Annotated in this window: 17 protein-coding genes and 3 pseudogenes; 6 read left to right on the forward strand and 14 right to left on the reverse strand. The window is 52.0% G+C overall.

Going from position 1 to position 21,869, the window contains the following annotated elements; genetic code table 11:
• The 4 genes and pseudogenes from NNO02_RS10000 to NNO02_RS10015 all read right to left on the reverse strand — a co-directional run.
• Positions 1-296 (reverse strand): annotated as a pseudogene (locus NNO02_RS10000) (hypothetical protein); the annotation flags it as partial.
• Positions 297-373: 77 nt separating this feature from the next.
• Positions 374-1,120: a hypothetical protein gene (locus NNO02_RS10005; RefSeq protein ID WP_271454698.1), complete on the reverse strand. Its 747-nt coding sequence runs from the start codon at positions 1,118-1,120 to the stop codon at positions 374-376.
• Between the two features lie 2 nt (positions 1,121-1,122).
• The gene (locus tag NNO02_RS10010; protein ID WP_271454699.1) at positions 1,123-1,647 is read right to left on the reverse strand and encodes a PAAR domain-containing protein; all 525 of its coding nucleotides are present in this window, start codon (positions 1,645-1,647) and stop codon (positions 1,123-1,125) included.
• Positions 1,648-1,702: 55 nt separating this feature from the next.
• A pseudogene (locus NNO02_RS10015) lies at positions 1,703-2,041 on the reverse strand (helix-turn-helix domain-containing protein); the annotation flags it as partial.
• On the opposite strand from NNO02_RS10015, the pseudogene NNO02_RS10020 reads away from it, so the two are divergent.
• A pseudogene (locus tag NNO02_RS10020) lies at positions 2,042-3,171 on the forward strand (Tn3 family transposase); the annotation flags it as partial.
• A gap of 59 nt (positions 3,172-3,230) precedes the next feature.
• Here the strand turns inward: NNO02_RS10020 and NNO02_RS10025 are convergent.
• Together NNO02_RS10025 and NNO02_RS10030 are read right to left on the reverse strand one after the other, a co-directional pair.
• Positions 3,231-3,464, reverse strand: coding sequence for a YdcY family protein (locus NNO02_RS10025; protein ID WP_048211611.1), 234 nt, complete (start codon positions 3,462-3,464; stop codon positions 3,231-3,233).
• Positions 3,465-3,481: 17 nt separating this feature from the next.
• Positions 3,482-5,080, reverse strand: a complete 1,599-nt coding sequence (locus tag NNO02_RS10030) for an ABC transporter substrate-binding protein (protein WP_271454700.1) — start codon at positions 5,078-5,080, stop codon at positions 3,482-3,484.
• A 282-nt stretch (positions 5,081-5,362) separates the two neighbouring features.
• On the opposite strand from NNO02_RS10030, the gene NNO02_RS10035 reads away from it, so the two are divergent.
• From NNO02_RS10035 to NNO02_RS10045, 3 genes are read left to right on the forward strand one after another with little or no spacing between them, the layout of a single operon-like run.
• Positions 5,363-6,673 carry an SrfA family protein gene (locus tag NNO02_RS10035; RefSeq protein ID WP_271454701.1) on the forward strand — a complete coding sequence of 437 codons (1,311 nt, stop codon included), beginning with the start codon at positions 5,363-5,365 and terminating at the stop codon, positions 6,671-6,673.
• A gap of 4 nt (positions 6,674-6,677) precedes the next feature.
• The gene (locus NNO02_RS10040) at positions 6,678-9,656 is read left to right on the forward strand and encodes a virulence factor SrfB (RefSeq protein WP_271454702.1); all 2,979 of its coding nucleotides are present in this window, start codon (positions 6,678-6,680) and stop codon (positions 9,654-9,656) included.
• Positions 9,653-11,812 (forward strand): virulence factor SrfC family protein, encoded by a 2,160-nt coding sequence (locus NNO02_RS10045; RefSeq protein ID WP_271454703.1) that lies wholly within the window; start codon positions 9,653-9,655, stop codon positions 11,810-11,812. The genes NNO02_RS10040 and NNO02_RS10045 overlap by 4 nt, the downstream gene beginning before the upstream one ends.
• A gap of 19 nt (positions 11,813-11,831) precedes the next feature.
• Here the strand turns inward: NNO02_RS10045 and NNO02_RS10050 are convergent, their stop codons facing one another.
• Positions 11,832-12,005, reverse strand: coding sequence for a GhoT/OrtT family toxin (locus NNO02_RS10050; protein ID WP_137381813.1), 174 nt, complete (start codon positions 12,003-12,005; stop codon positions 11,832-11,834).
• A 192-nt stretch (positions 12,006-12,197) separates the two neighbouring features.
• Here NNO02_RS10050 and yncL point away from each other — a divergent pair, with 192 nt between their 5' ends.
• A complete protein-coding gene (gene yncL, locus NNO02_RS10055) occupies positions 12,198-12,293 on the forward strand; it encodes a stress response membrane protein YncL (protein WP_071828932.1) in 96 nt (31 codons plus the stop codon).
• A gap of 121 nt (positions 12,294-12,414) precedes the next feature.
• On the opposite strand, the gene NNO02_RS10060 is transcribed toward yncL, so the two are convergent.
• The gene (locus NNO02_RS10060) at positions 12,415-13,197 is read right to left on the reverse strand and encodes an AraC family transcriptional regulator (RefSeq protein ID WP_271454720.1); all 783 of its coding nucleotides are present in this window, start codon (positions 13,195-13,197) and stop codon (positions 12,415-12,417) included.
• A gap of 101 nt (positions 13,198-13,298) precedes the next feature.
• Here NNO02_RS10060 and NNO02_RS10065 point away from each other — a divergent pair, with 101 nt between their 5' ends.
• Positions 13,299-14,426: a multidrug effflux MFS transporter gene (locus NNO02_RS10065; protein ID WP_271454704.1), complete on the forward strand. Its 1,128-nt coding sequence runs from the start codon at positions 13,299-13,301 to the stop codon at positions 14,424-14,426.
• Positions 14,427-14,616: 190 nt separating this feature from the next.
• Here NNO02_RS10065 and patD read toward each other — a convergent pair whose 3' ends face one another.
• The 6 genes from patD to NNO02_RS10095 all read right to left on the reverse strand — a co-directional run bounded on the left by patD (position 14,617) and on the right by NNO02_RS10095 (position 21,724).
• Positions 14,617-16,044, reverse strand: coding sequence for an aminobutyraldehyde dehydrogenase (gene patD / locus NNO02_RS10070; RefSeq protein ID WP_271454705.1), 1,428 nt, complete (start codon positions 16,042-16,044; stop codon positions 14,617-14,619).
• 21 nt (positions 16,045-16,065) lie between these two features.
• Positions 16,066-16,872 (reverse strand): ABC transporter permease, encoded by an 807-nt coding sequence (locus tag NNO02_RS10075; protein WP_005126751.1) that lies wholly within the window; start codon positions 16,870-16,872, stop codon positions 16,066-16,068.
• Complete coding sequence (locus tag NNO02_RS10080; RefSeq protein ID WP_005126750.1) at positions 16,862-17,806, reverse strand: ABC transporter permease; 945 nt, start codon at positions 17,804-17,806, stop codon at positions 16,862-16,864. The genes NNO02_RS10075 and NNO02_RS10080 overlap by 11 nt, the downstream gene beginning before the upstream one ends.
• Positions 17,807-18,823, reverse strand: coding sequence for an ABC transporter ATP-binding protein (locus NNO02_RS10085; protein ID WP_271454706.1), 1,017 nt, complete (start codon positions 18,821-18,823; stop codon positions 17,807-17,809).
• Positions 18,824-18,839: 16 nt separating this feature from the next.
• The gene (gene ydcS / locus NNO02_RS10090; RefSeq protein ID WP_271441634.1) at positions 18,840-19,985 is read right to left on the reverse strand and encodes a putative ABC transporter substrate-binding protein YdcS; all 1,146 of its coding nucleotides are present in this window, start codon (positions 19,983-19,985) and stop codon (positions 18,840-18,842) included.
• 329 nt (positions 19,986-20,314) lie between these two features.
• Complete coding sequence (locus tag NNO02_RS10095; protein ID WP_271448811.1) at positions 20,315-21,724, reverse strand: aminotransferase-like domain-containing protein; 1,410 nt, start codon at positions 21,722-21,724, stop codon at positions 20,315-20,317.
• Positions 21,725-21,869 lie beyond the last annotated feature (145 nt).

Genomic DNA, 21,869 nt, shown 5'->3' on the forward strand with positions numbered 1-21,869 from the left:
TTTTTAGGTTTTATCCAGTTTCTTTCTTTTCCCCAGGAAAACAATTCCAAACTAATATATCCGTTGGGATTTTGTGTGACTGAACCACTCCAGACAATCCAGTGTGTAGGTAAAGTTGTTTTATTTGTACTATTTACAAGAAGCCCATCGTTTATTAATGTCACAACTTTATAGCCTTGCTCTACATACTTATTTAAATCTCTGATCCCCTGGACACCTGCCTGAGTGATCCCTACATTACTGAACACTTTTTCGTAACCGGCCTTTTCAAACCATTCAGTCAGTGTTTGCCACATCGTTATACCAGCCACTGGCGAATCAAGAGCATCAAAGTTCAGTACGGTATTCTCTGAGTCCCTCAGCCCAGCCAGTGTCATCCAGTCAGTACCCCGGCTATCTTCGGCCTGCCGTCATCAAAGTAAAATGTACCTGTTGGGTGTAGGCAACCTTCACTAGGTGAGATGATTAAGTCACCTATTTTAGTTTTCCCGTCCCGCCAAAGTTCACGGACAGCTTGCGCATACACATCAGGGCGATCCTTTTGCAGACAGTAAAAAAATGCAGCAGGTCCACATACACTTGCTGCTATTTGATTAGGGAAATCAAATCCGTTAAATCTTTCATCTATCTGACGTTCTATTAAATTTTTATCAAAAGGGTCTCTGGGATTGCCAATGGGGTATTCTTTTGCAATAAATGGACGTTCCGGGATGGTGATTTTAATCTGCTTTGTTTCGCCACCCTGACTCTCAGGTTTCATTGTCCCTTTTGACTCAAAATAACAGGGGTTCTCCCGCTTCACCGGAGACCAGGCTTTGCCTGACGCAAATTCTTCCAGCGTGTACATCTTAGTGAACGGAGCAGGCGTTACACAGTGCGTATGCAACATGGTTTTTCGATAAAGTTTTATTTCCATAATATAAATTGTCGGGAGTGACTCGTTTATATTCCCGGTCATGTGACTCTGTGTTTCATAATTCCCCTGAAGCGGCTGTTGCTTCACATCCACCAGGGGGGATTTATTCCTGCTGGAGTCCATGCGATAAATACACAGGTCATACAGCAAAGAATCAGCCGGGACATTAGAGTTAATACGGGTACTGAGATGGTAAACAGCCATAATTAATCCATTAATATATGCAGGTTAATATTTTCAGCGGATTCAGCATGATGCCACACTGTCATCCCTTGGTTATCCGTATTCCCCATTTCCGTATGCCCGTCCGGGAACATCAGAACATACCGGCAATCCACCATCAGCCGGCCATCATCATCGGCACACTGGAAGCGAATACAGTTCCGGGCACCGGAATCCTGTGTCTGCTGCACCGGGACAGGCGACTGACTGGTATTGCGGGAGGTCAGAGAGCCGGTGCCTGTGCTGGTAGACTGCGTGGCTGAACCGTACACATAGTGATCGGGGCAACGGCACAGCACTCTGTCACCTGTGGCCGCATACGCTTTGCCTTCTTCTGCCCAGTCCTGCGCGGAGGCAAGGATTTCAAAGTACCCGTTGCATTTGCTGCATGATGCCTTGTCGCCTGTCCGGGCTATTGCTTTACTTCCTTCGAACCAGGACGCGGTGGCAGAAATAATCTCACCGTAACTCGTTTTGTCGCCAAGGCAGGCCAGTGCTCTTGCCATCATTAATCCCTCAATATATAAGCGGTTATACTCACCGGCATCATACAATAATCACAACTTAACCAAAATCACTCGCTTCTGATTGCCGGTACAGCGCCTGGATGCGGCATATCTGGGAGGGGCTGTATCCTGTTGCATCCGCTGTTTCCCTGATACTCAGTTTCTTGACCTGCCGGTAGTAAAGGACTTTCTGATGCCGTTCCTGATCGGCCTGTTTTCCCCGGTATTTACCCAGCGAATGGGCCCGTTCAATTCCCTGCTTCTGGCGCTGGCGGCGGCTCAGCCAGTCTTTATGTGACATCGCGGCCATCAGATCGATAAGCATATTATTGATGGCGGTTATCACGGCGCGGGTGATTGGGTCAGCCTGCGAAGTGTCTTTATCTGACAACGCCTGCTTGGCCTGACCAAAATGGCAGAAGCCTGCCCCGGGAGCACCAAATCATCACTCGAAGATATTCAGGCATGGTCCGTGATGTAACTTATTCAGCCGCCCTTGCAGAGCTGGTAAACGCACAGGGGAAAAGGCCGCTGGTGGCATTCTGGAGAGACGGGACAACATCATCATCAGATGGACAGAATTTCAGAACAGGCAGCGCAGGCCGCTACGCAGGTCAGGTTAACCCGAAATACGGGCAGGAGCCCGAACGTCAGTTTTATACCCATATTTCGGACCAATACAGCCCGTTTTACACCTGCATAATCAGTCGGGTCAGGGATTCAACACATGTGCTCGATGGCTTGCTGTACCACGAAAGCGACCTGGAAATCAGGGAGCATTACACCGATACAGCGGGTTTCACCGATCATGTCTTTGCCCTGATGCATCTGCTGGGATTTGCGTTCTGTCCACGAATTCGGGATCTCCACGACAAGAAGCTATTTATCAAAGGGAAAGCGGACCAATATCCGGCGCTTCAGTCACTGATATCAACAACCAGCCTGAATCTGAAAGAAATTGAAATTCACTGGCGTGAAGTGCTACGTCTGGCGACCTCTATAAAGCAGGGAACCGTGACGGCATCCCTGATGCTGAAAAAGCTTGCCAGCTACCCTAAGCAAAACGGACTTGCCAAAGCACTGAGAGAAATTGGCCGTATTGAACGAACTCTGTTTATGCTCGACTGGTTCCGCGATCCGGCACTTCGTCGGCGGGTACAGGCGGGACTGAATAAAGGAGAAGCCCGTAACGCGCTGGCGCGTGCGGTATTCCTACACCGGCTGGGTGAAATCAGGGACCGAAAACCGGAAAATCAGAGCTACCGCGCCAGTGGACTGACGCTGCTGACGGCAGCTATCTCGCTGTGGAATATCGTCTATATGGAAAGAGCTGTCGAGGCCTTGAAGCGTAAGGGGCTGAAGATCAACGAGCAACTGCTATCACATTTGTCCCCGCCAGGCTGGGAACACATCAATCTGACAGGCGATTATATCTGGAAGAGTAACCGGATACCGGCTTCCGGTAAGTTTCGTCGGCTGAGGCCAGCTAAAGTAGAAAGGTCGAAAAATAACCTTAACGTACAATAATTTTCGATATCCAAACTGACCCCGATAAGGTGTGAACACCGCCATCCGGCACGGAAATATCAAAGAATAGAGCCGCCTTTGGTCAACTGCTCACGACGCGCTTCCATATCTTCTTTATGCTGCCGCCCATGATGTGCGATTGCTGTACGCAAACGTTGTTGCTGGGTGTAACGATCTTCCCGGCTCAGCGCAACATCATCGCTCAGTTCAATCAGCAATTCATTCATATGCGTAATGACGCTCTCTTCAATGGCGGCATCAACACGTGCGCTGACCTCATCCAGATGCGACATACTCCCTCCTTAACGTATTAATTTAATTTCGCTTTTGAAAAATCACTGCCCATCAGGCTAACGCTGTATCCGCTGACGTTACTGCGTGTGGCATAGAAAGTTTTGCCATTCGCCAGCGCAATCCACGGAGCCTGCTGATAGAAAATTTCCTGCGACTGCTGGTAAAGCGCGGCGCGCTCTTGCGGTTTGCTCACCAGTTTCGCCTTTTGAACCAGCGAATTATACTCTTTATCACACCAGCGCGCGGCGTTTGATCCGGTTTTAATGCTGTCGCAACCCAGCAGAACATCAGCAAAGTTATCCGGGTCACCGTTATCTGACATCCAGCCAAACAACGCAGTATCGTGCTCGCCTTTACGCATCCCGGAGAGATATTCCCCCCATTCCCAGGAGACGATTTTCGCTTTCACACCGACTTTTGCCCAGTCGCTTTGAATCATCTCAGCAATACGACGAGAGTTCGGGTTATAGGGGCGCTGTACTGGCATAGACCACAAGGTCGCTTCAAAACCGTTTTCCAGCCCCGCTTTCTTCAGCAGTTCTTTCGCTTTCTGTGGGTCGTAATCATAATCTTTCAGGTCTTTATTGAAGCCCATCATATTCGGCGGGATTGGCGATTTCGCCACCGTTCCGGAACCTAAAAAGACCGCGTTAATAATGGCTTTTTTATCTGTCGCATAGTTCAGCGCCTGGCGCACCAGTACGTTATCAAACGGTTTTTTCTCCGTATTAAACGCCAGATAACCGACATTCAACGCTTCGACCGAATGCAGCGTCAGATCCTTGTTCTTTTTGATTTCATCAAACTGCACCGGTGCTGGCGCGGGAATAATCTGGCATTCGTTGGTTTGCAGTTTCGCCAGTCGCGTCTGTACGTTTGGTGTGATGGAGAAAATCAGATGTTTCGTTGGCACCGCACCATCCCAGTAGTTCGGGTTTGCCAGATAGCGGATTTGTGAATCCTGCTTGTACTGTTGCAAGACATAAGGCCCGGTACCAATCGGCCAGTTATCGACGTTTTCCGGCGTGCCTTTTTTCAGCATCTCATCGGCATATTCTGCCGAAAGAATAGAGGCAAAATCCATCCCCCAGTCAGCAAGAAATGCGGCGTTGGGCTCGTTCAGGACAAACTGAACATGATAATCATCAACCTTCTTAACCTCTTTAATCAGTTTGTCCAGGCCAACATCGTTGAAATATTCATAGCTACCCTGTGAAACCTTATGGTACGGATGATCAGCATCTTTCTGGCGTAATACCGAGAAAACGACGTCATCGGCATTGAAAGCACGGGTAGGTTTAAAGAACTTATTACTATTGAACTTCACGCCCTGACGCAGGGTAAATGTGTAGGTCTTGCCGTCGGGGGAAATTGTCCACTCCGTTGCCAGAGACGGGACCGGGGTATTTTTGACCGGATCGAAGTTGATCAATCGGTTGTACAACACCTGTGAACTGGCGACAAACGACGGACCTGAACTGGCAATTTGGGGGTTAAATGATTCCGGCGATGCTTCAGAACAGTAAACAATGGTATCAGTACTGGCGGCATAGGCAGCGCCTGTTGGTAAGACGGCGCTGAGTGCCAGCGCGAGCAGCGTTTTCCTTGCAATCATGGTTATAAGCCTTCTTCTTTTATTATTTACTCGTCTATCAGAGCATAGCTGGCAAAGACGCACTAATAACAAATCTCTATCAGGTTATTCTAATCTGGTGGTTTTCGCTGATTAATTCATCATCGCAGGCGAAATAATTTACCTTAAGTCTTTTTCAAAACGTCAAGATTTTTCCCGATACTCTATGCCATGAAAATTCGCCCCTTTTTGCCTCTCTTCCGACGTTTGCTTACTTTTATTCCCCGTAAAGTAGATGTGTGAAGAAGTCTAAGGGGCAATTACGTGGCAAAAACTCTCTTGCGCAGCGGCAATTTGGATGACTATCAGGCCGTGGGTGGCGGTGGTCAGGCCGTGTTTGATTCAGCACTACAAATTCGTGAAACGCTTCGTCTGCGTAAACAACAGGCGATGGCGGATTGTCTGGCAATCCCACAAGTTAACGACAGTGGCGATCGGGTGGACTGGTACTCCCCGATTGAAGGAAAGGCTGTCGCGTGGAAAGCCGCTGATGAAGATGCGCGTTTTCGGGCTCTGCGCTATCTGTCCAGTACGCTGGAGAATGCCGCGGCCCTGAGTCGAAAAAGCCTGCAATCAGGTAAAACTTCCCTGCAACTGTTTGGTTCACTACTCGACAAAGCCATCCAGTTTCCAGGTGAGAACCACGTGTTCCTGGTTGATGGCAAACCCGTCATTACGTTCTGGGGCTTCGTCAATCTAAATGAAAACACCCGTGACGATGTACTCGATTGCCTGCGTCATACCGATGTTCCACCCGTTGTAGTGGCACCTGAACCGGAGCCGGAAGCCGAAGAAATCCCGGCGGAAATCACTTTCGCCGAGGCCGATACCCCGCTGCTGACAACGGCTATTGAGCTACCGAAACCCGCTGATCCCGAACCATCCCCCCCGGTCATCGTGAGTGAGCCAGAGATCGCGCCACCGCCAGTTCAGCGTAAGCCCACGCGTCGCCTGCCGCTGTGGAGCCTGCCCGTTGCTGCGGCAGTGATTGCCGCCATTGCAGGGCCGCTATTGTGGAAACAGTACGCAGAATCTCCCGCACCTGCGGTTGCCCCCATTGACGTGGCAAAGGTAGACAGTACCCCCCTGCCTGAACTAACACCTTCACTGCCGCTGCATCGGGCTGAAGTCATTCCACCGGTGAAAAAAGAGAAGCCCGTAGAAGGACCGGTGGTCATTGCCGCTATCCCGAAAGATGCGTTGGTAATGGATGCCAACCAGATGAAGGCTGGTACAACACGTTTTCTTAACGGCAACTGGCGTGTGCTGGTCGATATAAAAGATCCGGTCAGTGGTAAGGCCCCGTCGCTGCGTTATCAAATTCAGGCCAATAAAGGCACTGCGCGCGTGGTGCATGGCGACAATATCGTTTGTCGCGCCGAGATTTTCTCTGGTTTGCATCAATCGGGCGAATTAATGATTAAGAGTCGCGGGAATGCCCGTTGCACGGACGGTTCGCGATACCCCATGCCTGAGATCACCTGTAAAGCAGGGACAAACGACGTCGCAGCTTGTACCGCGCGTTATGACGAACACGCGGAAATCCCTTTGACGATCAAAAAGATAGGTGCCTGATTTTATGTTGGTGAATCTGTGTGATTACAAGCAGAGCGTAACGCTCATCGCCAATAGCGGTGTGCAATTTCTGGATTTTGGGCTGACACCACAGGAATCTGCGCACCACGGCCGTTTTGTTCGCAAAACGGCAAACGGTCCCCTACTGCGTCTGGATTTCGATCTGGCGTCGGGACGCTATACCCTGCCGGGCAATACCGGTGGTCAACCCGAAGTGGTGAAACCGGAAAGCACGCAGACGCTGCATTATTCTCTGGACGTACTTGACGGTGTCTGGTTGCCGCTGCCGTTCCTGCGTTTTAACCCGCCCCGCACATTTGTTGAAGGCCCGGATAACTGGGCGCGCGTACAGGTGCGAAAACTCGCACAACCGGACAGTGCCGGCAATACTCACCGTGTCACGGTGGCGCTGGACAGTCAGTTGACTGAAGCACCGGCAGCATTGACGCCAAATGAGAACGATCTGCTGAATGGCACGCGATTTGCGCTGGCCTGGCACGATAATGAAATCGCAGATTTCCTCGACCAGACGTGGATTGATGGCTGGCTACGCGAGTCCTTTTTGCAGCACGTCACGCAGCAAGAAAACCGTTCAGAGCAGGAGATCCAACAAGCGCTACGAAACTTTGAATACCAGGCGCACTGGCTGAATTTGTTGACCCTGCTAGGCGAACAACTTTCCGTCCCGGAAGTGAAGCTGGTGACCCATACGCTCAGCACACCCGCGATTCCTGTCGATCTGATTCTGGATATTGGCAATACCCATACCTGCGGCGTGTTGATTGAAGATCATGGCGATGCCAATGACGGTTTGCGTCAGACGGCCGAATTACAGGTGCGTTCATTAAGCGAACCACAGTTCCTCAACGATCCCCTGTTCACCAGCCGACTGGAGTTTTCCGAGGCGCGCTTTGGAAAGCAACATTTCTCCGTTGAGAGCGGTCGCGATGATGCATTTATCTGGCCGTCGATTGTCCGCGTTGGGGATGAAGCCCGTAAGCTGGCGATGCAGCGTATGGGAACGGAAGGCAGCAGTGGGATCTCCAGCCCACGTCGGTATTTATGGGATGAAACTCCCGTTTTACACGACTGGCGCTTTAGCCAGATGAACAGTAAAACGCAGCGCGAGCCGCTGGCTACCGCCTTCCCGCTGATGAATCTGATGAACGATGACGGTCAGCCGCTGTTCAGCCTGCCGCAAGATGACCGGCTGCCAGTGTTCTCACCACAATACAGCCGCAGCACGCTGATGACACATATGTTGTGCGAGATTCTGGCCCAGGCGCTGGGACAAATTAACAGCGTAGCGACACGCCTGCGTCTCGGGTTCCCGGCCTCTCCACGCCAATTGCGTACGCTGATACTCACTCTGCCGTCAGCCATGCCAAAACAGGAACGTGAGATCTTCCGTCTGCGTATGTTTGAAGCCATTGCGCTGGTCTGGAAAGCAATGGGCTGGCACCCGCAGGACGAAGACTTTACCACCCGCAAACAGCAAGAAAAAAGCATCGTTCCCGTACCTGAGATCCAGATGGAGTGGGATGAGGCCAGCTGCGGGCAGTTGGTTTGGCTGTATAACGAAGCGATTTCACACTATGACGGGCACACAGAATCGTTCTTCAACGCCCTCGCCCGTCCGGACCGTCAGCCAGAACCCGGTGAAGTTAAAGGTCGTGCGCTGCGCGTCGCCTCCATCGATATTGGCGGCGGCACGACGGATATGGCCGTGGTCCATTATCAACTGGATGACGGCGTTGGGGCGAATGTCAAAATCACCCCGCATTTGCTGTTTCGTGAAGGCTTCAAAGTCGCTGGGGATGACATGTTGTTGGATGTCATACAACGCTGCATACTGCCCGCCCTGCAAACCCGCTTACAACAGGCTGGCGTGACCGATGCCGCCGCCCTGCTGGCCACACTGTTTGGTGATTCCGGGAGAATCGATACTCAGGCTATTTTGCGACAACAAACCGCATTGCAACTCTTTATGCCACTGGGTCATGCGGTGCTAAGTGCCTGGGAGCAAAGCGATATTAACGATCCCGTAGCGGGGTTGCACGCCACCTTTGGCGAACTGCTTTCACAGCGTCCAACGCGCAATGTGATGAACTATATCCAACAGGCTATCGATCATGCATTACCGTCTGGTTCACCGTCTTTTGATGTGCTGAGCGTTCCGTTGCAGGTGCAGTTCAGACAGTTGCAAGAAGCGCTGCTGGCAGGGCAATTTACCCTGACATCCCCTCTGCACGCCGTTTGTGAAGCGATTTCCCACTATCGTTGCGATATTTTATTAGTCACTGGCAGACCCGCCTGTTTGCCGGGGGTTCAGGCGCTAATCCGCCATCTGCAACCCGTTCCGGTCAACCGCATGATCTGGATGGACAGCTATCGCGTACATGAGTGGTATCCGTTCAGCCAGCAAGGGCGTATCGGCAATCCAAAATCTACCGCTGCCGTTGGCGCGATGCTGTGTAGCCTGGCGCTGGATTTACGCCTGCCGCGCTTTAACTTTAAAGCTGCGGATATCGGCGCGTACTCGACGGTCCGCTACCTCGGTGTACTGGATAATACGGTCAATACATTGCGCGATGAAAATATCTGGTATCACGACATCGATCTGGATAAACCTGGAGCAAAACTGGATACCCGTTTGCACTTCCCGCTGCGCGGTAACGTGACACTGGGCTTTCGCCAGTTAGCAAACAGCCGCTGGCCAGCCACTCCGCTGTATACGCTGAGCATCAATTCTGCTGAGCTGGCAAAAACAATTGCCGGTGACGGTGTACTAAATGTACGGCTGCAACTGCGCGGCGGCAGCAAAGAGACGGGACCGGAATTTTTCGTTCTCAGTGATGCCTGGCTACAGGATGGCACGCCCGTTGCCGCCAATGCCCTAACGTTAAAACTGAATACACTGGCAGATCGTCGCCATAGCGGCAGCCATTACTGGATTGATAGCGGGAGTGTGTACCTGAAATGAGTAAGATGTTTAACACAGCACAAGCCGCCATCGAATGGGTGAATGACACACGCCAGCGTGCAGCGCGTCTTGATGATGAAGCGGATTCTCTGCTCGCTCAGCTCACCATCGCCGCGGTTACTGAGTCTGCGCTGCATACGGCGTTTTCATCGCGTGGCTGTGTGGGGCTGTACGGTCATTCGCAGCCAGCAAAAGCACATCTGTTGTCCGCACTGTGCAGCGACACCAGTGGGAAATTGAATATTGCTACACCGGATCGCAGCTTTGATTACTTTTCGCATATCAATCCGGGCCATGCGCCGACCAATATGGCGATCCGCTTTACGCTTGAAGATAATCCCGTTGATAGCGAGTGGCCTCTGCGTCTGCGCTTACTGAGTGAAGCGGAACTGGTGCAGCTGTTTATCACGCAGTTTTGCGCAATGCCTGACAGCCGCCAGGTTGAAAAATCAATTATTGAAGCCCGGTTAGAAAAATGGCAAACGCTGCGTCAGCGTCATCCGGTTCAGGGCGTCACGGCACATGACGTAGCCGCCATAGGCCGTTTCTGGCGCTCTTGTGTTCCTGCGAACCAGCAGCAAATTGATGATGCGCTATGGCATCAGTTTGCTACGTTGCTGCCGGCACTGGATCTGACCACCCGCGCTCACGCCTGGGCGCTGTTGTGGGGAGAACAACCAGAGTTAACGCAGCAATGGCTGGCATTAGCGCACACTTTGCAACAAACCGGACAGGCACACGAGCTAGCCGCACCGCTGAGTTTGCTGGTCGATCATTTTGGCTTGCCTGCCGAAAGCTTCCTGACCCAGGTCGCATTAACCGGGAACGACGCGCAAAGCGATGTGGTGGTTCATCCTGTTGAAAACCATCAGTTGCTTAACGCGGTCAGTCTGTCGCTGGAATCGCTGGCACTGCTGACGCGTGAACTGGTGCTGACTGTTGAAGACTCCGTTTTGGAAAACGTCGACCTGCTCGATATACCCCTCGCACCTGATGCTCACCCCAACCCACTGTGGCGGGCCAAATTAGGCTGGATGCTGGAACATTACCGCCAGCATCTGCAACCCGATGTCCTGCTGATCTGCAACGCAGTGTCTTCACGCTCGCAGACACCGGCCATCACGCGCAAATTAATGAGCTGGGCCAACGATACCCAACCCGTACATGATGCGGCATTACCGGGGGTTGTGTGGGCCATTACGCCACAAGATGCTCGTTTTAGCACACAGCAAAACCTTGATGAGGCCGTGCAGCAATTAATGGGCAAGCCCGGGTTGCGCTGGGGGACATTGCAGGCACTGGATAAACACAGCTTGTTGCGCCTTGCTGAATGGTTGTCGCAGGCGACATCAGCGCAACAACGCCAGTCTCGGCTAACGTCCCTGCATGAACAGCATCAACAGCATGTTCGGGAAACGCTGATGAGTTGGCTTAACGACAGCGAAAGCGTGCCAGAAGCCAGCGAGACAGTGATCCGCCAGCTTCAGGCCCAGGCAGCAAAGCATGGTGAACTTCTGGAGGGGTTACTACCACCGATGCGCTGCTTTGAGTCGTTGCTGCGTATCCAGCAGCCACGCGAAGAACAAGTCAGTGGACTCTTTAATGAAGAGATTGACCTGTTTGCCGATATCCGGGAGCCATTGCACTCATCCGAAAGCAAAGAGACCGGGTATCAAGCGCACAAAATGTGGATCAACCATGTGCGTCAGTGGTGTCGTGATGACAATAATGCGCGCCGATTGCGGCTTGATCCGCGAACGCTTAGGCAGGTAGCCGATATTCTTATCACTACCAGCTATCGGCTCGAGATGCCTCAGCGGCTTCAGCAGATTATGCAGCGAGAGAACGTCTGCGGGGCGCAGTTACACGCCGATATCGGTGATTTTATTACCTGGCTTGGCTACGCCAACGTTGCAGAGGATCAACGCCCTGCCAGCAGAGTCCTCAAGGGCGCGGCTATTTTCAGTGCGCCAGTACAACAACCGATGTCGCGCCTGACTCAGTTGGATGAGCAGCCGCAGCACGGTGCAAGCCGACACGTTTACGACTGGCTGGTTGCTTTGTACACTCGTGCAAATGAAAACGTGGGATACCAGCATCCTCTGGACGTAACCAAAGACGACAGACTGCGCTTAGTCGCTCTGCTAACCCCCTGATACGGCATTGGCAGCGACATCAGAAAAGAGAAAACAGGAGTGCGACAGGAAAGCTCATCGGCCATGTCGCCCCGACTAATACCGCGCTCAGAAAGCGAATACGTTTTTTATCACGCGACAGAAACCAGGTGATGATTGCCGCAATAGCGGCCATCACCGCATAAAAAATCAACATTTTTTGGTACAGAGACATTTAGGGCATCCAGGCCAGAAGGGAAAATCGCGCGCAATATGCTCTCTTTCATGACTCACATCAAGTTTTATTCATTTTCTTAAGAAAAACGCCTGAAAAACAACCCACTTTCAATATGTTCAGATTTCGTACTATTGCGGATAGTTATAAGCCGTACTATACCCAAAGGGGTTAAAACGAAAGGTGGCAAAAATGAATGTTTCCAGTAAGACTGTGGTGCTGATAAATATATTTGCTGCTGTAGGACTTTTCAGCCTGATATCCGTAAGGTTCGGCTGGTTTGCTTGATGTGACTCTTTTTGATGAATTGCAGCGCCTGCTGGCAGAGAGAAAATCTTCTCTCTGCCATTAGTAAACGATCTTCCCACTCCGCCACTGCCCGGTAAATTATCCTTAATATGTAATACCCCTAATCCTTCTGCGGCATTATTCCCCCGTGATAGCGGGTCGGTGTTGTACCTGTTAGCTGCCGAAAAAACACGATGAAAGCACTGTCGCTAACAAATTCCAGCTGTTGCGCCACCTGGCTTATTGAGTCCCCCTCCGCCAACATCTCCATCGCTTTTAACAACCTGAATTGCTGCCGCCAGGTCTGATAGTTCATCCCTGTATCTCTGATAAAAATGCGGCTGATTGTTCGTTCGCAAGCACCGACCTGGCGGGACAGCTGATTCAGTCGGGGCGGTAACGCCCCCATTCGAACCCCTTCCAGCCACCGCTCCAGGCGAACATCTGAGGGAAACTGCAACGTCCAGTTTTCACGACGTGCAGCCCTGATTTCTTCACAAAAAACAGTGATGAGGCTGGCCTGCTGCGTTTCTGTCATCTGCCAGGGCCAGAATGCCATCCGTTCTATGACTTCAAAAAAGAGCGGGTTAACTTCGACAACCTGTAGTGGCAAGGCGGATAACGTCGGCAGAATGGTTGAAAAATATAATGACCGATAAGCCATCACCCCTCGCATGATGGCCCGGTGAACCGTACCCGCGGGGATCCAGACCGCACGGCGAGGCGGAAGAAGACACAGGGTATTTTCCAGTTCAATGGTGATGCACCCCGCCGCCGAAAAGAGTAACTGATGGCGAAGATGACTGTGCCGACCTGAATCATGTACGCCCATATCAGAGGCAATACCGACGACTGTTTCCTTAAAACCATCCGGGTCGAAGACATCATCAGGCGCAATTTTCATCATCTGTCCGATATTTGATATATAAAGTCCTGATAATGGTAATTAGACATTTTCTATTCAGCAATAATCCCCCCAAGTTTTTTGTTTCTCTGGATATTGCTATGAATATGACTCATCGACCGCCTTTATGGCTTCTCACATTACTGATTATGTTTCCACAACTGGTGGAAACCATTTACAGCCCGGCATTGCCAAATATCGCCACGTTTTTTCAAATAAGCAGTGAACGTGCTGCTCAAACACTTTCCGTTTATTTTGTCGCCTTTGCCGTGGGGGTTGCACTGTGGGGCTGGCTTAGCGACTGCATTGGACGGCGCAGGGCAATGATGGCTGGACTCCTCTGTTACGGGACGGGTTCCGTAATGGCGGTTATTGCCACTGATTTCAGCATCTTGCTGCTGGCCCGTATGGTATCAGCCATTGGCGCGGCCGCCGGGTCTGTGGTGGTGCAGACTATGTTGAGGGACAGTTATGAATCAACAACACTGTCCCGCATTTTTTCCATTATGGGCGCAGCACTGGCAATCAGCCCGGTTTTTGGTCTGGTGAGCGGAGGTTGGTTAGTCAGTCTATACGGTCATACAGGCGTTTTTACTGCGTTGGTATTGCTGGCGATACTGTTGCTAATGCTAACCGCAGCCTTATTGCCGGAAACACGGCCGGAGACGACGCGCCGACCACAATTAACGGGACTGATCTCCCGCATGTTGAGGGACAGTACACTGTGGAAAAATGCCATGCTGGTTGCACTGCTGAATACCATGCTATTCAGCTATTACAGCCTGGCCCCGTTTCTTTTCGGACAGTTAGGATGGAGTTCCAGAGCATTTGGATGGACGGGATTCTTGCTTGCCCTCGCGTCACTCTCAGGCAGCCTGCTGAATCGCAAGCTGTTAATGATCGGTTTGTCATCGGAATATCTGGTGCGCCATGCCTGTGCTTTAGCGCTGCTGTCTGGTCTCGCAGCATGGTGGCTACAGCATTCAGTCTGGATTCTGCTGCCTGTGGTCGGGGTTGTTGTTGCCTATGGCATCGCGATCCCCAATGTGCTGAGTCAGGCTCTGCATCACTATCGTGAACAGGCCGGGGCCGCGGGGGCTCTGTTCGGATTATGCTACTACCTGTTATTGGGAATGATGTTAGGGTTAGCGGGTATCGTGCAGCAACTGGGACTGGTTCTGACTGTCTGTGCGTTCATCGCCTGGCTATGTAGCCTGTGCCGTCGTTAGAACACTCACCTAAATATTCAGGCCCCGACATTGTGCCGGGGCCTGATTATGTGCAAATTAGCCTGACCTCGCGGATATTTCCAACTTACCGCCGTCCGATGGCGACGAGGCCAGTGGCGCGCATAGTATAGAGACACGTTTGACGATATTTAGCTATCCGTGCCCCTTTTACCGTCAGCGGTTTAAGATATTACTCATGCTTGATCATGACATGGCGAATCACCGTGTAATCTTCCAGTCCGTAGACCGACATATCCTTGCCATAGCCTGATTGTTTTTGTCCCCCATGCGGCATTTCACTCACCAGCGTGAAGTGGGTGTTGACCCAGGTACAGCCATACTGCAGGCGGGCGCTCAGTCGGTGCGCGCGACCAATATCCCGCGTCCAGACTGACGATGCCAGTCCATACTTCGAATCATTGGCCCACGCCAGGACCTGATCTTCATCATCAAAGACGGTAACACTGACCACCGGACCAAAGACCTCACGCTGCACAATAGCATCTTCCTGTTTCGCGCCCGCCAGCAACGTTGGCGCAAAATAGTAGCCAGAACCCTCCACTTTTTTGCCGCCGGTGATGACCTTGATGTGTCCGAGCGCTTTCGCGTCATCGACCGCTTTAGCCACCCTGTCAAGATGCGCCTGTGAGCTTAACGGTCCCAGTTCTGTCGTTTCATCATTCGGTGCGCCAATTTTCAGGCTGGCAACGGCGGCGCCGAGTTTTTCGACCAACGCATCATAGATGCCTTTTTGCGCGTAGATTCGACACGCCGCAGTGCAATCCTGTCCGGCGTTGTAGTACCCAAAGGTCCGTACACCACTGACCACCGCATCAAGATCGGCATCATCAAAAATAATCACCGGGGCTTTTCCGCCCAGTTCCATATGCGTACGTTTAATCGAAGGCGCAGTATGCTGGATAATATGTTCCCCGGTCACAATTGAGCCGGTCAGTGAAACCATACGGACTTTTTCATGGCCGGTCAGCGGATCGCCCACCGTTTTACCACGGCCAAACAGGACGTTAATCACGCCTGCCGGGTAAATATCTTTCGCATATTCCGCCAGTTTAAGCGCCGTCAGCGGGGTAATTTCTGAAGGTTTAATCACCACACAGTTGCCGGCGGCCAGCGCAGGAGCCAGCTTCCATGCCGCCATCATGAGCGGATAGTTCCAGGGCGCGATGGAAGCCACCACACCCAGCGGATCGCGACGAATCATGGAAGTATGCCCTTCCAGATACTCCCCGGCGGCCTGTCCTTGCAGGGTGCGCGCTGCCCCCGCAAAGAAACGGAAAACATCCACGATGGCCGGAATTTCATCATTAAGCACACAATGAAGTGGTTTACCGCAGTTGAGCGATTCCAGCTCCGCGAAGGTCTGTGCGTTATCTGCAATGGCATCCGCCAGCTTTAACAACAGCTCCGAACGCACTTTCGGCGTGGTTTGTCCCCAGGCGGCAAACGCGTTGTCTGCCGCGCGCACTGCGGCATCAACCTGCATGGCTGACGCCTCAGCAATCTCCAGAATAAGTTCACCAGTGGCAGGGTTATAAACTGGTTGCTTTTCACCTTCACCGCTGACCAGCTCACCGTTAATCAGTAATTGATGTTGCATAGCAATTTCCCATATCGTCGTTTATTTACCGTTTCCGGCGACGGTGTCGCCTTCACGCGTTAGCCACCAGGCCCCTAAAATTGGCAGTGTTGTTACCAGCATTACCAGCAATGCCACAACGTTGGTAACAGGCACATCCCGTGGACGGCCCAGTTGATTGAGCAGCCACAGAGGAAGTGTTCTTTCATGTCCGGCGGTGAACGTTGTCACGATGATTTCATCAAACGACAAGGCAAACGCCAGCATACCTCCTGCCAGCAGTGCTGATGCCAGATTGGGCAGCACGACATAACGAAAGGTTTGCCAGCCGTTGGCGCCAAGATCCATAGACGCTTCAACCAGACTCCATGAGGTGCGGCGAAAACGCGCCACGACGTTGTTAAAGACAACCACCACGCAAAACGTCGCATGACCCACCACGATCGTGAGAAAACCCGGCTCCAGGTTGATGGTCTTAAATGCCGTCAGCAGTGCCAGGCCGGTAATAATGCCCGGCAGCGCAATCGGCAACAGCAGCAACAGCGATATTGCGCTTTTACCGAAAAAATCCCTGCGCCACAGCGCAGCCGCCGCCAGCGTACCCAGTACCAGAGCGATTGCTGTCGACAACGCAGCGATTTTAAGTGACAACGTCACTGATTCAAGAATATCGCTACGCTGCGCCGCCACGCTAAACCAACGCAGTGTCAGTCCCTGCGGCGGAAAACTAAAAGCAGCCTCCTCTGTATTAAAAGCATAGGTGCCAATGATGAGGATGGGAAAGTGCAGAAAAAGAACCCCTCCCCATGCTGCCAGTTTGAGTAACCAGGGTGCGCGTTCAGAGTGCATCGAAAGCTCCCAGACGCTTCACGAACGCCAGATACAGTGCAATTAAGACAATGGGCACCAGAGTGAATGCCGCCGCCATTGGCATATTGCCGATAGCCCCTTGTTGCGAATACACCATGTTGCCGATGAAATATCCCGGCGGTCCCACCAGTTGCGGCACAATAAAGTCGCCCAGCGTCAGTGAGAACGTAAAGATAGAACCAGCGGCTATACCGGGTATTGCCAGTGGGAAAACCACATAGCGGAAGGTTTGACGAGGGCGCGCGCCCAAATCAGCCGATGCCTGCAAAAGCGAGGGTGGAAGCCGTTCCAGAGCAGCCTGAACCGGCAGGATCATAAAGGGAAGCCAGATGTAGACAAAAACCAAAAAGCGCCCTAATCCCGATGTTGACAGCGTATTACCGCCGACAGCAGGCAAAGTGAGGAAAGCGGTCAACAGTGGCTCCAGCCCGAGATGGGTTAAAAACCACTGCGCCACGCCGTCTTTCGCTAACAGCAGCGTCCACGCATAGGCTTTGACGATATAGCTCGCCCACATCGGCAGCATGACGGCAATGTAAAAAAAGGCTTTCATTTTGCCACTGGTATAGCGCGCCATATACCATGCCATCGGGAACGCCAGAATGGCGCTGGCAATCGTCACCGCCACTGCCATTGTCAACGTTCGTACAATGATGTCGTAATTGGCCGGATTAAACAGCGCCTGCAGATTCGCCAGCGTCAGGTCTGGCGTCACCGACATGGTGAAATCGTCGAAGGTGTAAAAACCTTGCCACAACAGCGTCAGCAACGATCCAAAGTAGACGATGCCAAACCACATCAACGGCCCGAGCAGCAGCAAAAACAGCCCAAGCCCTGGATTACGCCAGAAGAACCCCGAGATACGGTTCAGCTTTGTCGGCTGTGCGGGCGAATGTATGACGTTCATAGCCATTCACCTCTCCTCTATCAGCGGAACCATGACATCGCGTGACCACGATGCCATCACCTGCTGACCCGGCGACAGCGTCGACGGCAGCATTTCTCCCGTCAGGTTCGCCTGGCTCACCAGCAATTTTTCACCGCCCGCAAGTTTCAGCTCAAAACGCGTCGCCGCCCCCTGGTACTGCACCGCCTGAATGACCCCCCGAGCCTGAACCTCGCCTCCCATATCATTTAACCGAATATGTTCCGGGCGCAGCGAGAACATCCCCTGCAACCCGCAGACGTTTGCCGACATCGCTTCGTCAAAGACATTTGACGTCCCCACAAAACTCGCCACAAACGGCGTGCGCGGACGCATGTAGAGTTCGCGGGGTGAATCCACCTGCTCGATACGACCATTGTTAAATACCGCTACACGATCGGACATCGACAGCGCCTCACCCTGATCGTGGGTGACAAAGATAAAGGTGATGCCGAGTGACTGCTGGAGTTTTTTCAGCTCCAGTTGCATCTGTTCGCGTAGCTTGAGATCCAACGCACCGAGTGGCTCATCCAACAGTAAAACGCGAGGCTCATTGACCAACGCACGGGCAATCGCTACACGCTGACGCTGTCCACCAGAGAGTTGTGATGGCTTGCGCTCATAGACAAAGCCGAGCGCAACCTTATCTAACGCTTCTCGCGCCCTGGCATGCCGCTGCTTTTTATCAATGCCTTTCACCATCAGCCCATAAGCCACGTTGTCGAGAATCGACATATGCGGGAATAGTGCATAATCCTGAAATACCGTGTTGACGTCCCGTTCCCAGGGCGGTAATTCACTGGCTTGCTTGCCAAAAATTTTAATTGAACCGCCAGAAAGCTGCTCAAACCCTGCAATCATGCGCAGACAGGTCGTTTTGCCGGAGCCGGATGGCCCCAGCATAGAGAAAAACTCACCATCATTAATTGCAATACTTACCCCATCAACTGCACGAACATCCCCGTACAGACGCGAGACATTATGAAACTCCACTGCGTACGTCATAAAACCCCCAGCGGAATTAACGACCGCCCATAATGGCGATGTAATCCTGCGTCCAGCGACTGTAAGGAACGAATTTTCCACCTTCTGCGATTGGCGTTTTCCAGAAAGCAATCTTGTCAAAATAGCTATAGCCGTTGGTTTCACAGCCTTTTTCGCCCAGCAGCGGGCTGGCTTTACAACCTTCAGGGACTACCGGCAGAGATCCAAACCAGGCAGCGACGTCGCCCTGAACTTTCGGGGTTAATGACCAGTTCATCCATTTGTAAGCACAAACAGGATGTTTTGCTTCGCTATGCAGCATGGTGGTGTCAGCCCAACCGGTAACGCCCTCTTTCGGGAAAACCGTGGCGATTGGCTGGCCTTCAGCTTTCAGGGCGTTAGCCTGATAAGGCCAGGCGCTTGATGCCACTACACCTTCGTTTTTGAAGTCACTCATTTGCACAGTGGTGTCATGCCAGTAGCGATGGATCAGTGCGTGCTGATCGCTCAGGACTTTGATGACCGCCTGATACTGTTTCTCGGTGAGCTGATAAGGATCGGTGATACCCAACTGCGGTTGAGTGGCTTTGACGAACAGCGCCGCATCGGCGATATAGATCGGGCCATCGTACGCCTGGACTCGCCCTTTATTGCTTTTTCCGTCCTCAAGTTTTTGCTCGACGAACACCACGTTCCAACTATCTGGCGGTGTTGGGAAAATTTTGGTGTTATACATCAGCAAGTTGGGGCCCCATTGATACGGAGTGCCGTAAACTTTCCCCCCGACGTTAAACCATTCTCCTTTGACCACACGCGGATCGATAATTTTCCAGTTTGGGATAAGCGCAGGATTTATAGGCTGGACACGTTTGCCCATAATCAGGCGCAGTGAAGCATCGCCAGACGCCGTCACCAGGTCATAGCCGCCTTTCGCCATCAGGCTCACCATTTCGTCTGATGTGGCCGCTGTTTTAACATTGACGGCACAACCGGTTTCCTTCTCAAACTGCGAAACCCAGTCATATTGTTTATCGGTTTGTCCGCGTTCGATATAACCCGGCCAGGCAATAATATCCAGGCGCCCTTCCGGTTTATCTAATGATGTTGGGGGTTCGGCTGCCTGGGCTGTCATCAGCGTCATACTGAGTGCACACAAGCTACTGAGGGCAAATTGCTTGCTCATAACGTCTTACTCCTGTCGAAAAAATATTGAGCGGCAGCCTTGCCGTAAATATATGTCCTTTCCTAAAAATAGTCGGGGTGTTGAAAGCGTTCCTGCTGGCGCAAGGAAATTTAATCAGGTTGTGAGCTAACGCTCATTACGCCACGGGTTATAGCAAGGTGATTTAATCTTCTGGAGTATAGACAATGAGTTAGGTGCCAGGGTGGCACCTGGAAGAACTATTGATATTTCGTATGGTGGCACCTGATATAAATAACATCAGGGTTTAACATTCACTATTTCTAAAATAAGAATGCGCTATTCTTTTATATTGAATAGCACATTCCGTTTTATTTCATCATCTCGCGAATTAATTTTCCAAGCTGCTTAACCGCCTGTTCTTCGCGTTCACCCCAGTGCCATGCGGTATTAAAACGAAAGAAACGTGACCATGTCCCTGAGGTTGAAAACATCTTACCTGGCGCAATGCTGATGTGGTGTGCCAGTGCCTGGGTGCTGAGCTCTCCCGCATCCAGCGGTTCTGGCAGTTCGAGCCACAGAAAATAACCGCTGTCGTTATGGTGTATTTTGACCTCTGCCGGAAGATGACGCAGCAACGTTTGCCAGGCCTGCTGTTTGCGTTCCGCCAGCTGACGACGCAGCCGTCGCAAATGCGCGTCATAACGCCGGGTCGACAGGTAGTCCACCAGCGCAAGCTGCATGGGGGAACTGGTGGATAAGGTGCTCATCAACTGGAGCCGCTGAATTCGACGGGCATGTTTCCCGGCAGCAACCCAACCAATGCGAAAGCCGGGGACCAGACATTTCGAGAACGATGAACAGTGCAACACCCTGTCCCCTCGATCCCAGGCTTTAGCCGGCAGCGGTTTCTCCCGGCCAAAATAGAGTTCGCTGTAAACATCATCCTCAATCAGCATCACATTGTATTTTTCCAGTAATGCGACCAGATGGGCTTTTTTCTCTGCGCTGAGCGTAAAACCCAGTGGGTTTTGGCTGTTGGTCATCAGCCAGCAGGCTTTGACCGGGTACTCCTGTAGCGTCTGCTCCAGTGCGACAAGGTCGATTCCTTCCTTCACGTCGGTGGCAACGGACAACGCCTTCAGGCGCAATCGCTCCAGAGCCTGCAATGCGCCGTAAAAACACGGGTTTTCGACAATCACCCAGTCCCCCGGCTCAGTGACAGCCTGCAGGCTCAGGTTAAGCGCTTCAAGTGCGCCGGTGGTGATTACAATTTCATCCGGAGAAAGGGTCATTCCCTGTTGTGCATATCGACGGGCAATCGCATGACGCAGTTCATCATTTCCGGGCGGCAGGTTTTCGATAACACTCATGGCGGTAGCCGTTTTACTCACCTGAGCCAGCGAACGATTAAGCTGCTGAAGCGGAAATAAGCGCGGATCGGGGAAAGCGGATGCAAACGGCATCACTGATGCATCACGACTGGCCTGCAGCATGTCAAAGATGTAGGTGTTGATATCCACGGCTTCATCGCGCATGACCTGTACCTGCGGCACGGCGGCTTCGCGCTCGGGACGCGCAGCAACATAATAACCCGACTGTGGCCGGGCAATGATCCGCCCCTGACTTTCCAGCAGTTGGTAGGCATGCCCCACGGTCATAAAACTCATCCCACTGCTCGCCACCTGCTCACGCAAAGAGGGTAACCGATCGCCTGGTTGCCATACGCCAGACGCGATTTGATCGCGAATTTGCTCCGCCAGTCGCTGGTACTTCTTCATTTTTCATCCTGATATTCGGTATCGGTGACAACCTCTGTATATATCAGTCTACATAAATAACGATTTTTTCAGAACTGTTATAGTTAACAGTTTTACAACATTGTTGGCAAAAGATCTTTGCCTGAGGCCCGGGCAGCTATCTGTA

The sequence above is a fragment of the Citrobacter sp. Awk 2 genome, assembly GCF_028069815.1.
Taxonomy (GTDB): Bacteria; Pseudomonadota; Gammaproteobacteria; order Enterobacterales; family Enterobacteriaceae; genus Citrobacter.